Here is a 15,534-nt window from a genome sequence, read left to right as displayed (position 1 = left end):
CAAGCCCGGTCATGACGAGCTGTTGTGTTTCCCGGTGACCCCTCGAAGGTGCTCTCAGGGCGCCGTGACCGTCACCGTGGCGGTCAGGCTTGCCCGCGAATCCGTGCCGACGAACACGTCGTAAAGGCCCGGCTCCACTGAGTAGCGGCCCTGGTCGTCGTGGAAGCCGAGCGCCTGGACGGGAATGCGGAAGGCGACTGACGCCTCGCCGCCGGCGGCAACCGCCACCTTTTCGAAGAACTTGAGCTGCCGGACCGGCCTGGAGCGCGAGCCGACCCGCTGGCGGACATAGACCTGGACGACCTCCTGGCCGGCGGGGCCCGCGCCGTTGGCCAGCCGCACGGTGCCGGCGATGGTGCCGGTCAGCGGCAGGCTGGTAGCGTCGAGCGCCAGGCGGTCCAGCGTGAAGCGCGAATAGGTCAGCCCGAAGCCGAAGGGGAAGAGCGGCTCGATCTTCTCGTCGAGATAGCCGCTCTCGTAGCGGGCATTGGTCAGCCTGGGACGGCCGGTCGGCAACTGGTCGTAATAGATCGGCACCTGGCCCGTGGCGCGCGGGAAGGTCATCGGCAGCTTGCCCGAGGGGTTGACCCGACCCGTCATGACCTCTGCCAGCGCCGTGCGCCCCTCCGTGCCGAGGTGGAAAGTCTGGAGCACAGCCTTCACCCGGTCGACGAAGCCTGTCAGCACGAAGGGCCGGGCCGTGTGCATGATGACGATGACCGGCTTGCGGGTGGCGATCAGCTCGTCGAGCAGCGCCTTCTGCGGCGCCGGCAGTTCGAGATGGGCGCGGGACGTGCCCTCGCCATATTGTTCGCAATCCTCACCCAGCATGACGACGACCACGTCGGCGGCGTGGGCCGCGCGGAGCGCCGCCGCGGTATTGCCGGGCGCGAGGCTGCAATGGGTGGCAAGGCCGCGTTCCGCCGTGACGCGGACATTGGGGGCGAGGAAGCGCGTGAGTTCCGCTGGCAGCGTTGCCGGCCGGATCCGCGGCAGGCCGGCATTGTCGCTATATTGCCAGTCCTCCTGGTGGGTCGCGAGGCCCCCGATAACCGCCACCGACCGCGTCTGGCGGCCCAGGGGCAGGATCTGGTCGTTCTTGAGCAGGATGATCGCCTCGCGGGCGACCTCGAGCGCCGCCGCGCGCGCCTCGGGCAGCGCCAGCTGTGCAACCGCCATTGCCGGGTGGTCTGGCTCGGCCTCGAACAGGCCCATGTGGAACTTCACGCGCAGAACCCGGCGGACCGCATCGTCGACGGCGGATTGCGGCACGCGGCCGGCGCGCACCTCATCGGCGAGGTGGCGGTCATAGAGGCCGGCCATCATGTCGACGTCGACGCCGGCCAGCATGGCCTTGCGCACCACTTCCGGTCCGTCGGCGCCGACGCCGTGGGCGAGCATCTCCTTGATCGATTCGAAGTCGGAGACGATGAACCCGCGCAGGCCGAGCTTGACCTTCAGCGTGTCGGTCATCATGGCGCGATCGGCCGAGGAGGGGATGCCGTTCATCGCCGAAAGTGAGGTCATGACGGTGAAGGCGCCAGCCTCGATCGCCGCCCGGAACGGTGGAATGTGGATGTCCCAGAGCTTGGAAAGGGGGATCCAGACGCTGTTGTAGTCGCGCCCGGCCTCGGCTTCGCCATAACCGATGAAGTGCTTGGCGGAGGTGGCGAGACCGCCGCGGTGGTAGCCGGCGACGCGGGCTGCGGCCGAGATCACGCCGAGATGCACGTCCTCGCCGGCGCCTTCCATCACGCGGCCCCAGCGGGCATCGCGGGTGATGTCGACCATGGGCGCGAAGGTCCAGTTGACGCCAACGGCGCGGGCCTCGCGGGCCGCCCAATAGGCGGACACTTCCATCAGGCGCGCGTTGAAGGTCGCGGCCTGGCCGAGCGGCTGGGGGAAATAGGTGGCGAAGCCGTTGATGGCATCGAGGCCGAACAGCAGGGGAATGCGCAGGCGCGAGCGCGCCAGCTGAGCCTGCACGGCGCGGACTTCGCGCGGCTGGGTGAAATTCATCAGGACGCCGGTGCGACCCTCGGCGACCCATTCCGGTTTGAAACTATCACCGCGCCCGGTGAGATGCAGCTGGCCGACCTTTTCGGCGAGCGTCATCTGGGCGAGCAGGGCCTCGATGCGCTGCTCGATCGCCTCTGCCTCGGCGCCGGTCTTCCAGGCGACCGACAGCGGCGCGCGCGTCGCTTCGCCCTGGGCAAGGGCCGGCAGGGCCAGCCCGAGGACCATGAGGATGGGCAGGGCGGCTCGGGAGAGGACAAGGCGCATGAGACGGTCTGCTGCTCGGTGATGACGCCGCGCGAGGCGCTGACGTTCAGAGATGGAGAGATCGGCGGCGGAGTGTTGCCAGCCCGTTCGGGGCGGCGCAAGGGGACGGCCGGCGCGCCGAGGCGCTGAAAAGCATGGCCGGCGACCGGCGACAAGGCTTTCGCAGCTTGGACGCCTTCATTATGAGAGGCCCATGTCCCGTCTCCCCACATCCCTTCCGATGCAGACCTTCTCCTCAAACGGCGTCGAGATCGCCTATTTCGACGTGGGCGAGGGCGAACCGACCCTGCTGATCCACGGCTTTGCCTCCACAGCCCACGTCAACTGGGCCTATCCCGGCTGGGTCGAGACGCTGACGGCTGCCGGCCGGCGTGTCATCGCCCTTGACAATCGCGGCCATGGCGCCTCCGCCAAGCTCTACGAGCCCGAGGCCTATCACACGACGGTCATGGCCGAGGATGCCCGCGCGCTGCTCGACCATCTCGCCATCGAGACGGCCGATGTCATGGGCTATTCGATGGGCGCCAGGATCACCGCCTTCCTGTCGCTCGCCCATCCGGCGCGCGTTCGCTCGGCCGTGCTGGGCGGCCTCGGCATCAAGCTGATCGACGGCGTCGGCCTGCCAGAGACGATCGCGGAGGCGCTGGAAGCGCCGTCGCTCGACGACATTACCGATCCGCAGGGCCGGGTGTTCCGCGCCTTTGCCCAGCAGACGCGCTCGGACCGGCGGGCGCTCGCCGCTTGCATCCGCGGCTCGCGCAACCTGATGAGCCGCGATGAAGTCCGCCAGATCGGCTGTCCGGTGCTGGTGGCCATCGGCACCAAGGACGACATTGCAGGCGAGCCGCATCCGCTGGTCGATCTCCTGCGCGACGGCGAGGCGCTGGATATTCCCAACCGCGACCACATGACCGCGGTCGGCGACAAGGTCTACAAGGCCGGCGTTCTCGACTTCCTGTCGCGCAGGCTCTGAGACGATGCCGCTTCATCCGCGCCATGCCGTCTTCACGGGCTTCGAGGGCAATCGCCTCGAAGCCGATGTCTATGGTCATGGCGGGCGCGTGGCGTTGCTGCTGCACGGTGGCGGCCAGACCCGGCACGCCTGGCGGGCCACGGCGCGCCGGCTTGCCGAACGCGGCTTCACGGCGGTATCGGTCGATCAGCGCGGCCATGGCGACAGCGTCTGGATCGACAGCGGCGCCTATGCCTTTCAGGATTATGCCCGCGACGTGCTGGCGCTGGCCCGCCAGATCGAGGAGCGCTTCGGCGCGAGGCCGGTGGCGATCGGCGCGTCACTGGGGGGCGTGTCGTCGCTGCGAGCGCTCGGGATCGATGCGCAGGCGCTCGCCGGATTGGTTCTGGTCGATATCACCCCCCATATGGAACAGGCGGGCATCGACCATATCCAGGGCTTCATGGCGGCGCGTTCCAAACAGGGTTTCGCCTCGATCGAGGAAGCCGCGGATTGCGTGGCCGCCTATCTGCCGAACCGGACCCGTCCACCCAGCGTCGAGGGTCTGCGCAAGAACCTGCGCCTGAAGCCCGACGGCCGCTGGTACTGGCACTGGGACCCGCGCTTTCTCGATGGGCCGCGGACGGTCAACACGGACTATGACACCTTGACGGCGCTGCTCGAGGCGGATGCCCGCTCGCTTGTTGTTCCGACCCTGCTGGTGCGCGGCGGCTCGTCGGACGTGGTCACGCTCGAGGCGGTGGCAAAGTTCCGGGCGCTCGTGCCAACCGCACAATTCGCCGATGTGCGCGGCGCTGGCCACATGGTGGCGGGCGACAAGAACGACGCCTTCGCCGACGCGATCCTGGCGTTCCTGGCCTGAGGCCTGCGGCCTTCCGAGATTCACCTTCTGATTCAACTGACGGTGCGATGCCTGAGTCGTTTCAACGGCTTGGGCGCGGCTGCTCGCAATCTGATTCCAGGTGACCTCGCGCTCTTCAGGTTCTGATTCCGATTCAACCGGTTGCGACAAGCCTTGGGCCCGGCGATTTCGCGTCACACCAAATCGGGCTAGAATGCTTCCCTGTCCGCAGCCCTTCGAGGAGAAGCCGATGCCCCCGAACCCGCGCTCCGAAGGCCGTCTTCGCACCCAGGGCCTCGATACCGTCGATCCCGTCTGGCGGCGCATCCGTGACGAGGCGGCGCATGCCGCCGAGCGCGAGCCGGCGCTCGCAACCTTCCTGTTCGGTTCGGTCACCTCCCAGCATTCGCTGGAGGAGGCGGTGGCGGCCCGCGTGGCCGCTCGCCTCGACCATGCGGATGTGCCGATGGCGATCATCAGGCAGGCCTTCCACGACGCGCTGGAGGCCGAGCCCGAGATCGGCGTCTCGATGCGCGCCGACATCATGGCGGTGGTCGACCGCGACCCCGCGACCGAGCGGGCGCTCGATCCGCTGCTCTATTTCAAGGGCTTCCACGCCATCCAGTGCCACCGACTGGCGCATTGGCTGTGGATGCGGGGGAGGCGGGATTTCGCGCTCTATCTGCAGAGCCGCTCGTCGGTGGCGTTCCAGACCGATATCCACCCGGCGGCGCGGATCGGCCGCGGGATCTTCCTCGACCACGCGACGGGCCTGGTGGTCGGCGCGACCGCCGTCGTCGATGACGACGTCTCGATGCTGCAGGACGTGACGCTCGGCGGCACCGGCAAGGAGAGCGGCGACCGGCATCCCAAGGTTGGCCGTGGCGTGATGCTGGGGGCGGGCGCCAAGGTGCTCGGCAATATCCAGATCGGCCACCATTCGCGCGTGGCGTCGGGCTCGGTGGTGCTGGCGGACGTGCCGCCGTGCACGACGGTCGCCGGCGTTCCCGCCAAGATCGTCGGCGAGGCCGGGTGCCCCGAGCCGTCCCGGACCATGGATCAGATGGTGACCGAGTGCGGGTGAGCCGCCCTCAGCCTTTGACTGCACGGCCGGGGCATGGCACACGGCGCGCTTGAAACTCGGAGTGGAATGGCCGTGGACAAGACCGAAATCATCAAGCTTCAGGACTATCTGCGCCGCAAGTTCGGCAACCAGACCATCAAGCTGCAGCCGAATCCGCGCCGCAAGGAGATGATCGAGGTGATGATCGGCGACGAGCAGATCGGCACGCTCTACAAGGACGTGGACGAGGGCGAGACCTCCTACACGGTGACCATCTCGATCCTCGACATCGACCTCGAGGAAGAGTGAGGGCCGCCGGCCGCCAATTAACTCTTTCTTAAAGATTGCGGCGCCGGACCTTAACAAGACGCTAACGACGCGGTACCGATTGGGACGTTCACGGGGATAACCCCGGTGTTGGTTCTGTCGAGTTCCGCGTCATGTCGTCCCAGAGTCTGCAGCTTTTCCATTCGCTCGCCCTCGGCTTCGCCATTTCGGGCCTGCTCGTGTCGCTGTTCCGGGCGATGACAGCCCAGCCCGCGAGCTTCCGGCTGCTGCAGGGCGGAGGCGCCATGGCGCTTCTCGCGGTGCCGTTCCTGGCCTTTGCCGCGCCCGCCATCATCATCCGCAACACGATCCGTGGCCGCCGCATCGAGAACCGCCGGATGGAATTCGTGTTCCTGGCGACCCTGCTGGCCGGCATGTGGAGCCTGATGTCGGGCCGTGTCGTGTCGATGGTGATCGGTTCCATCGTCTCCTGACCGCTGCCGGCTCATCGCTCTAACAGCCGGTCTTCTCAGCCTCCCGCCGCCATGCCATAGCTCCGTGCAACCCATTGCCGGAGCGTCAGCCCATGCCTCTCTATGCCCTTGATGGCGATCAGCCCGCCGTTCCCGCCGATGGCCGCTATTTCGTCGCCCCCGACGCCCATGTGATCGGGCGCGTCCGCATCGGCATCGATGTCGGCATCTGGTTCGGCGCGGTGATCCGCGGCGACAATGAGTGGATCGAGATCGGCGAGGGCACCAATATCCAGGAAGTCTGCGTGCTGCACACCGACATGGGTGCGCCGATGACGATTGGAAAAGGCTGCACGATCGGCCACAAGGTGATCCTGCACGGCTGCACGATCGGCGAGAACACGCTGATCGGCATGGGTACGACCATCCTGAACCACGCGAAGATCGGCAAGAATTCGCTGGTCGGCGCCAATTCGCTGGTCACCGAGGGCAAGGAATTTCCCGACAATTCGCTGATCGTTGGATCGCCGGCGCGCGCCGTGCGCACGCTGGACGACCAGGCGATCGAGCGGCTCAGGCTCTCGGCCCAGCATTACGTCGCCAATTCCCGGCGCTTCATGACGGGCCTGAAGGTCGTCGGCTGAACGGAGGTCCCATGACCGCGAAAGTCGACTTCTTCTACGAGTTCGCCTCGACCTATTCCTATCCCGCCGCGATGCGGATCGACCGTGTTGCGGAAGCCGCCGGAGTCACGGTCAACTGGCGGCCGTTCCTGCTCGGGCCGATCTTTGCCGCTGCGGGCATGACCACCTCGCCGTTCAACACGCAGCCGGCCAAGGGGCGCTACATGTGGCGCGACCTGGAGCGGATCTGCCAGGCCGATCGTCTGGCGCTGAAGCGCCCCGACCCGTTCCCGCAGAACAGTCTGCTGGCAGCACGTATCGCGCAGGCTCTGCCGGATGATGGCAAGCGGGCGGCTTTCTCGCGCGCGGTCTATGTGGCCGAATTCGGCGAGGGCGCGGATATTGCGGTGCCCGAGACGCTGGGCAGGATCCTGGAAAAGCTCGGCATTCCGGCCGCGCCGCTGATCGTCCAGGCAGGCTCCGACAGCGTCAAGCAGGCGCTGAGGGCTGCGGTCGACGAGGCCAAGGCACACGGTATGTTCGGTGCGCCGAACGTGGTGACGTCGGATGGCGAGCTGTTCTGGGGCAATGACCGGCTCGACGCGGCGATAGCGTGGGCGGCAAGGATCGGCTGAGGGCTTCCTGGCCCGATCTCGCCCGATAGCGCGCCGCTTCACCTCTCTCCCACGGGGAGAGGTGAAGGTCGCACCAGCGGCGACTGTCGCCCAACCTTATCCCATCACACCGTCGGCACTGTCCCGCCATCGATGAGGTATTCCGCGCCATGCAGGGATCCCGCTCGGTCGCTGGCGAGGAAGGCAACCAGATCGGCGACCTCTTCAGGCCGGTTCGGGCGGCCAATGGGTATGCCGCCAAGCGACCGCATCAGCGCCTGACGTGCGCCATCGGTCCCGGAGCCGTCCGCTTCTGCCAGCCGCTCGATCAACCGGCTTGCCGCGTCGGTCTCGGTGAAGCCGGGCGAGACGCGGACCACGCGCACACCCTTCGGCCCGACCTCGTTGGACAGCGCCTTGCTGTAGGTGCTCAGCGCCGCCTTGGCGGACGCGTAGGCGATCGTTGATTCATAGAGCGGCAGAAGCCGCTGGATCGACGAGACATGGACGATGACGCCATAGCCCTGGTCGATCATGGCGGGCAGCAGGGCCCGGTCCAGACGCACGGCCGACATGAGGTTGATGTTCAGCGCCTGCGCCCAATGGTCGTCGGTCAGCGCAGCGGAGCCCCCGCCGGGCGCCGAGGATCCGCCGACATTGTGGACGACGAGATCGATCCCGCCGAGCCTGCGCAAGGTGGTCTCGGCGGCCTGCGCCGCCCCCTCCGGTGTTGCCAGATCGGCCGCGATGAAGGTGCCGGGGTCCTCCAGATCGTCGGGAGCCTTGCGGGCGGTTGTCAGGACGTTTGCGCCAGCCTTCGCCAGGCGCCTTGCGATGGCCGCGCCGATCCCCTGCGTGCCGCCGGTGACCAGCACGCGACGATCGGCGAATTCGGCATGGGCAGGCCTGAGCGTGATCGCAAGATCGGCGATCTGCTCGCCGGAAAGCCGGAATCGATAGTGAAGGTCGGCGGGGGAGCCAGGGAAATCGCCGGTGACATGGGCGGTCACGAGGCAGCCCTCGGGTTCCGGCAGCAGGCTCAGTGGCTCGGCATGCACGCGATATCGGTTTTGAGCGTCGTCAGCCCAGGCGCGGACCGCCTCCCGACCATGGTGATCGCGCCCCTCGTCCCGGACATGGGCGTCGGCGGCAAAGACGTCAGCGATCGCGTCGGCACTCCGGGCGTTCGCGGACTGGAAATAGCGGCTGATCGGGGGCGGCAGCTTCACACTCATCGACATCGGGCTCCTGACTGGATGAGCTGTCGATCTGGAGCTATACTGCCCGCATGGCAAGAACCGACAAAATAGTAAGGTACTCACCTTCAGGTAAGTTAGAGGACGTGACGCCGTCCATGGCGGCCTCGGGGATCGAGGCGGCGTTCCGCATGCTCGAAGGGCGCTGGAAGATGGTCATCGTCTTCCATCTGTTCGACAAGGAGGTCCTCCGGTTCTCGGAGCTGGAGCGGGCCATTCCCGGCATATCCCAGAAGATGCTGATCCAGCAGCTGCGCGATCTCGAACGCGACAGCATTGTCCAGCGCGTGGTCTATCCGCAGGTGCCGCCCAAGGTGGAATACCGGCTGACCGCCTGGGGCCAGGAGATGTGCCCGGTGCTCGATTCCTTCCTGGACTGGGCCGCACAGAAGCCGGGCGGACTGGTGTCGGCGGACAAGCGCGAGTGAGCGCTCGGCGGCAAATAGTGCTGAAAATGCAGAAAGCGTGATCGGCCAAACCGAATGAACCCGATGTCACCCCCGGCGAGCCCGAAGGGCGAGGGAAGGGGGGCCAGGAATGGATTGGCCGGGCGCTTAAGCAGAAGTCTGGATCCCCTTCCTTCGGCGCGTTGCGCCTCGCCGGGGATGACGTATTGAGCGGCCGGGCAAGGCTCGCCCTTCAAGCGAGAGGCAAGCAGGCAGTCTGAACGCAACTCTTGCCCCCAAAACGGCGACGGCCGGCTCCTGGGACGAGGAGCCGGCCGTCTGTTCGCGAACCCGGTCTGGGGACGGGGAGGGGTGGGACGTGACCGAGAGCGCGAATTCCTGAAAGTTCAGCGGGAGGCGACGGCGGCGGGGTCGCTCGCCGGGCCGATGGTGACCCAACGGTTCGGGTCCTGGGCCGTCTGGCGCTTGACGAAGCGGTAGCCCGTCGCGTGCCAGAGGCGGATTTCGTCGTTCTCGTTGTCGAGAACGTAGTCGCCGCGGTCGGTGCGCACGGTCAGGATCGCATGGCCGTCGCCCTTGCGGTCACGCACGACCGTCACATGAAGCGCACCGGCCGGCAGACCGGCGCGGATCAGGAGCTGCTTCTTCAGGAGCACGTAATCTTCGCAATCGCCGCGGCCGGAGGTCGGATAGGTCCAGCGCTCCTCGACGCCGTATTGTTCCATATCGGTCATCGGCTCGATGATCGAATTGACGTGCGTGTTGATCTGTACGAGTTGCGCCCAGGCCGCACGGTTCAGGGTCACGGCCTCGGTGCGCTGCGGACGTGCGGCGCAATCGGCCGGGTTGTCGCGACAGAACTGCACCCAGCCGATCGGCGCGGTGGTCGCGCCCATTTCGCTCAGGCTTGCCTGGCGCTGGCTGGCTTCCACCATGTCCAGCGGCGAGAGCAGGATCATGCCTGCGCTCAGGGCGCCTGCCGCCCACTTCGTCCATCCCGTCCCAAAGTCCATGACGTGTCCCTCCGTCGATGGGAGGACGATGGCAGGCCGGATTTGCGGCGCACTGAAACGGATTGGTGAAAGCCGACGGGTTTTCGTGAGCTTTTGTTCAGTTTAACGGGGCGTGGATTTACCAAGCGCGGTTCGCCGCGCAATGTCAGTATTTAGCGACAAGATCTTGATATCATGGAGAAAAAGATCAATTTGTGCCGCCGGTATGATGACCGATCCGTTGCGATGGCCAAGCGCACCGTGTCAAACCGTGAAGAGGGTTGCACCACGCGCCCGGCGGCGCTTTACGCGCTGTTCAGCCTGATCGCATCTGAGGTTTGGATGACCCGTCCGGGTCAGGCGTTGGGATCGAGCTTCACGCCGAGTTCGACGCCCAGCTGGACAATCGTCTCGACCTGCTGCTGGCGCGAGAACTCGATCGCGAAGCCCTTCTCGAGAATGCGCACCACGCGCGCCATGGTGCGCGAGATCTGCACGATATCGCCAACCTTGATGCCCGGTGCGCCGGAGACGGCGGCGCCCGACATGGACACGTCGAGCACGCGCACCGGCACTTTCTCGCCGGTCGGCAAGGTGATGGTGGTGAACGGATTGACCGGCGTGATGCGCTCGTGGCGGCGATCTTCCGGCAGGCCGAGGATCTGGCGATTGGCAAGCCAGGTCAGCTGGTCGGCCAGCTTGTCGCGCTTGCGGGGCGAGGCGTCGATGGTCATGGCAAAGCCGGTCTCGATGACGCGGACCACCATGCCCTCGATGCGGCCGATATGGTCGAGATAGGCGACGACGCGCTCGCCGAGCTTGCCGACAACCGGCGCGATCACCAGGGCACCGCCCGGCGACATTTCGACGACCTGGCAGGGATACTCGCGGCGATCGCTCAGCATGAAGCGGCCAAGCACGTCCACCCGCACGCGCTGGAAGCGGCGGCTCTCTTCGGAACTGGGGGCCGAAAGGACCTTGGCGAGAACTGACATGGATCTCAATGGTACGAGACTGATGTCAGGAAGATTAAGCAGCCCGCGTTAACACGTCGTTTCACTTATTCCGAAGAACCGGTTTCATGCGGCATTGCCGCCTTGAATCAGCCGCAGCTGGGGCCGGCCGGCGTTGACAGCGGGGCCTTGCGCCATGGCGGGCTGGTTCTGACCGACGGCGGCGGCCTGCCAGGTCGGCCAGGTGAGGCGGAGATCGCTCACGGCCAGTGCCTGGATGGCATCGTGGCTGGTCCAGAAATGGTCCTGGCGGCCGGTGAGGGCGCCGATCATGCGCTGTCCGATGCGCCCGCGATGGGCGAGCGGCAGGATCACCGTGTCGAATTCGGCCTTGCGGCCTGCAGCGCTTGTGCCGGTCAGCGTGACGCGCAATCCCGTGCAGGCGGCATGGGCATCGGCCAGCCCCTTGATGAGGCTCGCACGGTCGGCGTCGGAAAATGCGGTCATGAAGGGCTGGCCCTTCATTTCCTGGCCGAAGGCCGAGCAGATGCGCGAACCGGCGAGCCGGTAGCGGATGGAACCTGTCGGGTCGGTCTCCAGAACGAAGGTGTCGCCGAGGATCGATGCGATGGCCCTCGGCTCGATCTCCGTGCGGTCCGGGGCGATGCGCTGGCCCCGCAGGCTGTCCCAATAGGCGAACAGGGTATCGGTCGCGTGGCTGGTCATGGCTGTCATCCTCGTCAATAGCGTGCCGTTCGGGGACAGATTGGGCGTCCGGGGCGGCGTTCGAGGGATGATTTGCAGGCGCCATGCCAGCGGAGGACGTGGGGCAGGGGAGGCCGGACGGTTAACGACCGGTTTCCGCGTTAAGGTAAACGAAGCGTTTCGATTGCCGCCCCAGGCTGGTCGTGGTCTCTCGATCCTGTCCACGATTTCGGGCGCTCGGGGCTTTGACTCCTCCGGTCGCACGCTCAACTCAAACGGCTTCTTCCTGGGGACAACGGGGAGATGGAGACGTGACGAACGGATGCCGTTTCGGTGGCGTCCAGCGCTCCAGCCAGGGGAGGTCGCAAGACCTCCCCTTCTTTTTTTGGCGCGACCGGTTGGCCAGAGGCCTCGCCGCCTCTCGACTCCGAAGGCCGAATGGCTCTAGTGAGGCGTCCCATCGCCCGGCGCCATGCCGGTGAAAGCGCTGATTTCCTTGGCCGAACGCGAACCGATCTTCAACATTCCCGGCGTGGTCGGCGTGCTGGCGGGCCTGATGATCGCGATCCACGCGGTCCGCGAATATATCCTCAGCCCCGAGACCGACGAGCAGGTGCAGCTCGCCTTCGCGTTCATCCCGGCGCGGTTCGACGGCTCGCCGGCCGCATCCTGGGGCATCTATCCGGGCGGGACTGCGGGCGATGTCTGGACCTTCGTCACCTATGCCTTCCTGCATGCCGACTGGACCCATCTCGGCGTCAATGCCGTGTGGTTCGTGGTGTTCGGGTCGGCGGTTGCCTGGCGCTTCGGTGTGATCCGGACGCTGCTCCTGTTCGCGGTCACGGCGGCGGCCGGCGCGCTGGCTCATCTGGCCGCTTTCGGGACGCAGTTCGTCCCGGTGGTCGGAGCCTCGGCGGCGGTCTCCGGTTTCACGGCGGCGGCGCTGCGCTTCATCTTCCAGCCTGGCGGGCCGCTTGGGCCGATGCGCCTGCCCGGACGGATGGCCTATGAAGTCCCCTCGCTCGGCCTTGCCGGCATGCTGCGCCACCCGACCATCATGGCGATGATCGTGGTGTGGATCGTGCTCAATGTGCTGTTTGGCGCGGTCAGCCTGCCGATTCCCGGCGCAGAAGGCCAGCAGATCGCGTGGCAGGCCCATCTCGGCGGCTTTCTCGCGGGATTGCTCCTGTTCCCGTTCTTCGATCCGGTCCGCCGCTGACTGCGGTGTTGCACCGCACGACAAGTGTCTTGCGCTCTGTTGCATCTCCCCCGATCCTCTGGCCTCCGGGAAACCGGACAAGGCGCAAGGGGTTGTTACCCTGTGACAGCCCTGCAGACCGGAGGAACGCCATGAATGTGCGCAGCATCCTCGAGGCCAAGGGGAGATCGGTCGCGACCATCTCGCCGGACGCGACACTGGCAGACGCATCCCACATGCTCGCGCAGAAGAAGATCGGCGCCATCGTCGTCACCGCAACCGGCATGAGCGTGGCCGGCATTCTGTCGGAGCGCGACATCGTGCGCGCCATCTCGGAACGGGGCGCGGCGGCGCTCGACCGGACGGTTGGCGACACGATGACCCGCAATGTCATCACCTGTTCCGAGGCTGACACGCTCGGGCAATTGATGGAGACGATGACCGCCGGCAAGTTCCGCCATCTGCCGGTCGTCGAGACGGGCCGGCTCGTCGGCATCATGTCGATCGGCGACGTGGTCAAATGGCGGCTTGCCGAGATGGAGAGCGAGACCTCGGCGCTCAAGGACTACATCATGAATTCCTGAGCCTGGTGGAACACTGGGCTTCAGGCCTCAGGACACCGCCTTCAGGGCTTCGGCGATATCCGGCAGCAGGCGTTCGGTGGCTTCCTCGCCGAACGCGATGGCATCGGCCGCCCGGTGGAAATCGAACAAGCCGAGTTTCGACAGACGCGGGCCGATCAGCACGTTCGGCGGATCGCCGGCGAGCCGGGTGCGGGCAATGCGCTCCTGGGTGGCGTTGAAGGCCTTGGCCATCACGGTCGTGAAACCAGGGGAGCGCGCGATCGCGATACGGGGGTCGACCGCTGCTTCGTCGCGGCCGCGCAATGGACGGACAAGGGCCCGGCCAAGGCCACGCCCCAGGCCCTTGCCGAGATTGACCACGGCGCGGACCCGCGGCCGCTTCTCCACCAGCGGGCGCGCCTCGTCCTCGGCATCGGTGCCGTGATCCTGGATGACGGTTGCCCGGCCCAGCGCATCGGCGTTCAGGCTGACCGCGATCACCAGCCGCGCGCCGAGAGCGCGGGTCACCGAGACCGGGACCGGGTTCGACAGCGCACCATCCATCAGCCAGCGGCCGCCGACGCGCACCGGCGGCAGGATGCCTGGCAGGGCATAGGAGGCGCGTAGCGCCGTCAGAAGCCGGCCACGTGTCAGCCAGATCTCGTGGCCGGTGCCGATTTCGGTCGCGACCGCGGCAAAGCCTATGGGCAGATCCTCGATGCGGGTCTCGCCGAGCTCGCGTTCCAGCAACTGGGCAAGCCTCGATCCGCCCATCAGCCCGCCGCCGGAAATCGCGATATCGACCAGGCGGATCACCTCGCGCCGGGTCAGCGATAGCGCCCAGTCGGCGAAGACGTCGAGCTTGCCGGCGGCGTAGAGGCCGCCAACGACCCCGCCAATGGAGGTGCCTGCGATCACGTCCGGCGGGTAGCCGGCCTTCACGAGGGTGCGGATCACGCCGATATGGGCGAGGCCGCGGGCCGCGCCGCCGCCAAGCGCCAGCCCGATGGCCGGGCGCGGAGCGACGCCCTCGGTCTCCACGATCGTGTCGCGCGGTCGCCTCAGTCTCAACATGGGGCTCAACCGAAGGCCGGGCGCAGTTTGCCGGCGTCGCGCGGTTCGAGGGTCAGGCCCTCCACCGGACGCCCGGTCGGGATGGCGCGATAGAAGCAGGTGCGCCGGCCCGTATGGCAGGAGCCGCCATCGCCGCCGACCTTGACCTTCATCCAGACCGCATCCTGGTCGCAGTCGATGCGCATCTCGACGATGGTCTGAATCTGCCCGGACGTGTCGCCCTTGTGCCAGAGGGCGGCGCGCGAGCGCGACCAGTACCAGGCCTCGCCGGTCTCGATGGTCTTCTTGAGCGCCTCGGCATTCATGTGGGCGACCATCAGGAGGTCGCCGGTCGCGGCATCGGTGGCGATGGCGGTGATCAACCCGTCGGCGCCGAAGCGCGGGGTGAGCGCCATGCCTTCCTCAAGCTCGGATTTCGGGCCGGGGCTGGCGAAGGTGTCGTCGCAACTGGCGCACATGGCTGAGATCCGGGCGAGGGGGCGTGGTTGGCTGCTTTCTAGCGCGGTGTGGGTGGAAATCCAAAGCGGCCGCGCGCCCATCAAGGTTAACCAATGGTTTCCGTCGCGCCCCGGATCGGCCCGCATTAGGATCGCAAGGTCACCAGGGGTGGGACCATGATTGCGACTGCGCGGCCATTCGGCCGCCTGAACCGGGCCGGCGCCCTGATGCGTCTTGAGGCGTATCAGGCGCTCTATGCGGCGGCGTGGGCCGTCGATGGATCGATTGCGCCAGGCGAATCCCTGCCGGTGGCCCCGATCCAGCAGGGCGGGGCGGATGTCGCCCGCATGATGCGCGAGCGGTTCCTGGCCGAGGCGCGCGCCGTCGTGGTCGATGCCACCGGACGTTTCGACGATCCATCCAGGCGACACTGAACCCACAAGCGCGGTTGCGGCGCGAAACGGCCGGGTGCTATGAGGCCGGATCAGTTTTTCCCACGCGATCGGGTGTATCCGAACAATGTCCGTCGACCAGGCGACCGTCCGTCGTATCGCGCATCTCGCGCGCATCGCCGTCACCGATGAGGAGGTTCCCCACCTCCAGGGCGAGATCAACGCCATCCTCGCCTTTGTCGAGCAGCTCAACGAGGTCGACGTCTCGAATGTCGAGCCGATGACCTCGGTGACCCCGATGGTCATGAAGAAGCGCCAGGACGTCGTGACCGATGGCGAGATCGCCGATCAGATCGTCGCCAACGCGCCCGAGCGCGAGGGCACGTTCTTTGCCGTGCCGAAGGTGGTGGAGTAAGCCC

The 15,534-nt window shown here is 66.8% G+C and carries 19 protein-coding genes and 1 pseudogene; 12 read left to right on the top strand and 8 right to left on the bottom strand.

What is annotated here, in order from left to right; translation table 11 throughout:
• Positions 1 to 54: 54 nt before the first annotated feature.
• Positions 55 to 2,283: a glycoside hydrolase family 3 N-terminal domain-containing protein gene (locus tag E8L99_RS20415; protein ID WP_137101276.1), complete on the bottom strand. Its 2,229-nt coding sequence runs from the start codon at positions 2,281 to 2,283 to the stop codon at positions 55 to 57.
• A gap of 220 nt (positions 2,284 to 2,503) precedes the next feature.
• On the opposite strand from E8L99_RS20415, the gene E8L99_RS20410 reads away from it, so the two are divergent.
• From E8L99_RS20410 to E8L99_RS20380, 7 genes are all read left to right on the top strand, one after another.
• Positions 2,504 to 3,256: an alpha/beta fold hydrolase gene (locus E8L99_RS20410; RefSeq protein ID WP_137102219.1), complete on the top strand. Its 753-nt coding sequence runs from the start codon at positions 2,504 to 2,506 to the stop codon at positions 3,254 to 3,256.
• A gap of 4 nt (positions 3,257 to 3,260) precedes the next feature.
• Positions 3,261 to 4,118 carry an alpha/beta fold hydrolase gene (locus E8L99_RS20405; protein WP_137101275.1) on the top strand — a complete coding sequence of 286 codons (858 nt, stop codon included), beginning with the start codon at positions 3,261 to 3,263 and terminating at the stop codon, positions 4,116 to 4,118.
• A gap of 229 nt (positions 4,119 to 4,347) precedes the next feature.
• Positions 4,348 to 5,181, top strand: coding sequence for a serine O-acetyltransferase (cysE, locus tag E8L99_RS20400; RefSeq protein WP_137101274.1), 834 nt, complete (start codon positions 4,348 to 4,350; stop codon positions 5,179 to 5,181).
• A 72-nt stretch (positions 5,182 to 5,253) separates the two neighbouring features.
• Positions 5,254 to 5,469 carry a DUF3126 family protein gene (locus E8L99_RS20395; protein WP_137101273.1) on the top strand — a complete coding sequence of 72 codons (216 nt, stop codon included), beginning with the start codon at positions 5,254 to 5,256 and terminating at the stop codon, positions 5,467 to 5,469.
• 131 nt (positions 5,470 to 5,600) lie between these two features.
• A complete protein-coding gene (locus E8L99_RS20390; protein ID WP_137101272.1) occupies positions 5,601 to 5,921 on the top strand; it encodes a DUF6949 family protein in 321 nt (106 codons plus the stop codon).
• A gap of 92 nt (positions 5,922 to 6,013) precedes the next feature.
• Complete coding sequence (locus E8L99_RS20385) at positions 6,014 to 6,544, top strand: gamma carbonic anhydrase family protein (protein ID WP_137101271.1); 531 nt, start codon at positions 6,014 to 6,016, stop codon at positions 6,542 to 6,544.
• 11 nt (positions 6,545 to 6,555) lie between these two features.
• Positions 6,556 to 7,158, top strand: a complete 603-nt coding sequence (locus tag E8L99_RS20380) for a 2-hydroxychromene-2-carboxylate isomerase (protein WP_137101270.1) — start codon at positions 6,556 to 6,558, stop codon at positions 7,156 to 7,158.
• A gap of 104 nt (positions 7,159 to 7,262) precedes the next feature.
• On the opposite strand, the gene E8L99_RS20375 is transcribed toward E8L99_RS20380, so the two are convergent.
• Together E8L99_RS20375 and E8L99_RS24010 are read right to left on the bottom strand one after the other, a co-directional pair.
• Complete coding sequence (locus E8L99_RS20375) at positions 7,263 to 8,054, bottom strand: SDR family oxidoreductase (RefSeq protein WP_168201834.1); 792 nt, start codon at positions 8,052 to 8,054, stop codon at positions 7,263 to 7,265.
• Between the two features lie 36 nt (positions 8,055 to 8,090).
• Positions 8,091 to 8,372, bottom strand: a pseudogene (locus E8L99_RS24010) (nuclear transport factor 2 family protein); the annotation flags it as partial.
• Positions 8,373 to 8,425: 53 nt separating this feature from the next.
• Between E8L99_RS24010 and E8L99_RS20370 the strand changes: the two are divergent.
• Entirely contained in the window at positions 8,426 to 8,821 is a 396-nt protein-coding gene (locus E8L99_RS20370; RefSeq protein ID WP_137101268.1) for a winged helix-turn-helix transcriptional regulator, read from the top strand.
• A gap of 365 nt (positions 8,822 to 9,186) precedes the next feature.
• Here the strand turns inward: E8L99_RS20370 and E8L99_RS20365 are convergent, their stop codons facing one another.
• The 3 genes from E8L99_RS20365 to E8L99_RS20355 all read right to left on the bottom strand — a co-directional run bounded on the left by E8L99_RS20365 (position 9,187) and on the right by E8L99_RS20355 (position 11,471).
• Entirely contained in the window at positions 9,187 to 9,759 is a 573-nt protein-coding gene (locus E8L99_RS20365; protein ID WP_252511170.1) for a transglutaminase-like cysteine peptidase, read from the bottom strand.
• Positions 9,760 to 10,148: 389 nt separating this feature from the next.
• Entirely contained in the window at positions 10,149 to 10,787 is a 639-nt protein-coding gene (locus E8L99_RS20360; RefSeq protein ID WP_137101266.1) for a PilZ domain-containing protein, read from the bottom strand.
• 84 nt (positions 10,788 to 10,871) lie between these two features.
• Positions 10,872 to 11,471 (bottom strand): PAS domain-containing protein, encoded by a 600-nt coding sequence (locus E8L99_RS20355; RefSeq protein WP_168201756.1) that lies wholly within the window; start codon positions 11,469 to 11,471, stop codon positions 10,872 to 10,874.
• A 475-nt stretch (positions 11,472 to 11,946) separates the two neighbouring features.
• Here E8L99_RS20355 and E8L99_RS20350 point away from each other — a divergent pair, with 475 nt between their 5' ends.
• Both E8L99_RS20350 and E8L99_RS20345 read left to right on the top strand, forming a co-directional pair.
• Positions 11,947 to 12,669, top strand: a complete 723-nt coding sequence (locus tag E8L99_RS20350) for a rhomboid family intramembrane serine protease (RefSeq protein ID WP_252511169.1) — start codon at positions 11,947 to 11,949, stop codon at positions 12,667 to 12,669.
• 131 nt (positions 12,670 to 12,800) lie between these two features.
• Positions 12,801 to 13,232 (top strand): CBS domain-containing protein, encoded by a 432-nt coding sequence (locus E8L99_RS20345; protein WP_137101263.1) that lies wholly within the window; start codon positions 12,801 to 12,803, stop codon positions 13,230 to 13,232.
• Positions 13,233 to 13,259: 27 nt separating this feature from the next.
• On the opposite strand, the gene E8L99_RS20340 is transcribed toward E8L99_RS20345, so the two are convergent.
• Both E8L99_RS20340 and hisI read right to left on the bottom strand, forming a co-directional pair.
• Positions 13,260 to 14,285, bottom strand: coding sequence for a patatin-like phospholipase family protein (locus E8L99_RS20340; protein WP_137101262.1), 1,026 nt, complete (start codon positions 14,283 to 14,285; stop codon positions 13,260 to 13,262).
• 5 nt (positions 14,286 to 14,290) lie between these two features.
• Complete coding sequence (hisI, locus tag E8L99_RS20335) at positions 14,291 to 14,743, bottom strand: phosphoribosyl-AMP cyclohydrolase (protein WP_137101261.1); 453 nt, start codon at positions 14,741 to 14,743, stop codon at positions 14,291 to 14,293.
• 156 nt (positions 14,744 to 14,899) lie between these two features.
• On the opposite strand from hisI, the gene E8L99_RS20330 reads away from it, so the two are divergent.
• Entirely contained in the window at positions 14,900 to 15,157 is a 258-nt protein-coding gene (locus E8L99_RS20330; RefSeq protein ID WP_137101260.1) for a hypothetical protein, read from the top strand.
• An 85-nt stretch (positions 15,158 to 15,242) separates the two neighbouring features.
• Complete coding sequence (gene gatC, locus E8L99_RS20325) at positions 15,243 to 15,530, top strand: Asp-tRNA(Asn)/Glu-tRNA(Gln) amidotransferase subunit GatC (RefSeq protein WP_137101259.1); 288 nt, start codon at positions 15,243 to 15,245, stop codon at positions 15,528 to 15,530.
• Positions 15,531 to 15,534 lie beyond the last annotated feature (4 nt).

The organism is Phreatobacter aquaticus (genome assembly GCF_005160265.1).
GTDB lineage: Bacteria > Pseudomonadota > Alphaproteobacteria > Rhizobiales > Phreatobacteraceae > Phreatobacter > Phreatobacter aquaticus.
Note: the sequence above shows the minus strand (reverse complement) of the source record. Positions and strands in the feature narration are given on the sequence as shown.

Bases quoted from the DNA above. Each gene is read 5' to 3' on its own strand.
- gatC (WP_137101259.1), top strand. From the start codon at position 15,243: ATGTCCGTCGACCAGGCGACCGTCCGTCGTATCGCGCATCTCGCGCGC.
- E8L99_RS20340 (WP_137101262.1), bottom strand. From the start codon at position 14,285: ATGTTGAGACTGAGGCGACCGCGCGACACGATCGTGGAGACCGAGGGC.
- E8L99_RS20415 (WP_137101276.1), bottom strand. From the start codon at position 2,283: ATGCGCCTTGTCCTCTCCCGAGCCGCCCTGCCCATCCTCATGGTCCTC.
- E8L99_RS20390 (WP_137101272.1), top strand. From the start codon at position 5,601: ATGTCGTCCCAGAGTCTGCAGCTTTTCCATTCGCTCGCCCTCGGCTTC.
- E8L99_RS20370 (WP_137101268.1), top strand. From the start codon at position 8,426: ATGGCAAGAACCGACAAAATAGTAAGGTACTCACCTTCAGGTAAGTTA.
- E8L99_RS20385 (WP_137101271.1), top strand. From the start codon at position 6,014: ATGCCTCTCTATGCCCTTGATGGCGATCAGCCCGCCGTTCCCGCCGAT.
- E8L99_RS20355 (WP_168201756.1), bottom strand. From the start codon at position 11,471: ATGACCAGCCACGCGACCGATACCCTGTTCGCCTATTGGGACAGCCTG.
- E8L99_RS20365 (WP_252511170.1), bottom strand. From the start codon at position 9,759: ATGATCCTGCTCTCGCCGCTGGACATGGTGGAAGCCAGCCAGCGCCAG.
- E8L99_RS20330 (WP_137101260.1), top strand. From the start codon at position 14,900: ATGATTGCGACTGCGCGGCCATTCGGCCGCCTGAACCGGGCCGGCGCC.
- E8L99_RS20360 (WP_137101266.1), bottom strand. From the start codon at position 10,787: ATGTCAGTTCTCGCCAAGGTCCTTTCGGCCCCCAGTTCCGAAGAGAGC.
- E8L99_RS20405 (WP_137101275.1), top strand. From the start codon at position 3,261: ATGCCGCTTCATCCGCGCCATGCCGTCTTCACGGGCTTCGAGGGCAAT.
- E8L99_RS20410 (WP_137102219.1), top strand. From the start codon at position 2,504: ATGCAGACCTTCTCCTCAAACGGCGTCGAGATCGCCTATTTCGACGTG.
- hisI (WP_137101261.1), bottom strand. From the start codon at position 14,743: ATGTGCGCCAGTTGCGACGACACCTTCGCCAGCCCCGGCCCGAAATCC.
- E8L99_RS20345 (WP_137101263.1), top strand. From the start codon at position 12,801: ATGAATGTGCGCAGCATCCTCGAGGCCAAGGGGAGATCGGTCGCGACC.
- cysE (WP_137101274.1), top strand. From the start codon at position 4,348: ATGCCCCCGAACCCGCGCTCCGAAGGCCGTCTTCGCACCCAGGGCCTC.
- E8L99_RS20380 (WP_137101270.1), top strand. From the start codon at position 6,556: ATGACCGCGAAAGTCGACTTCTTCTACGAGTTCGCCTCGACCTATTCC.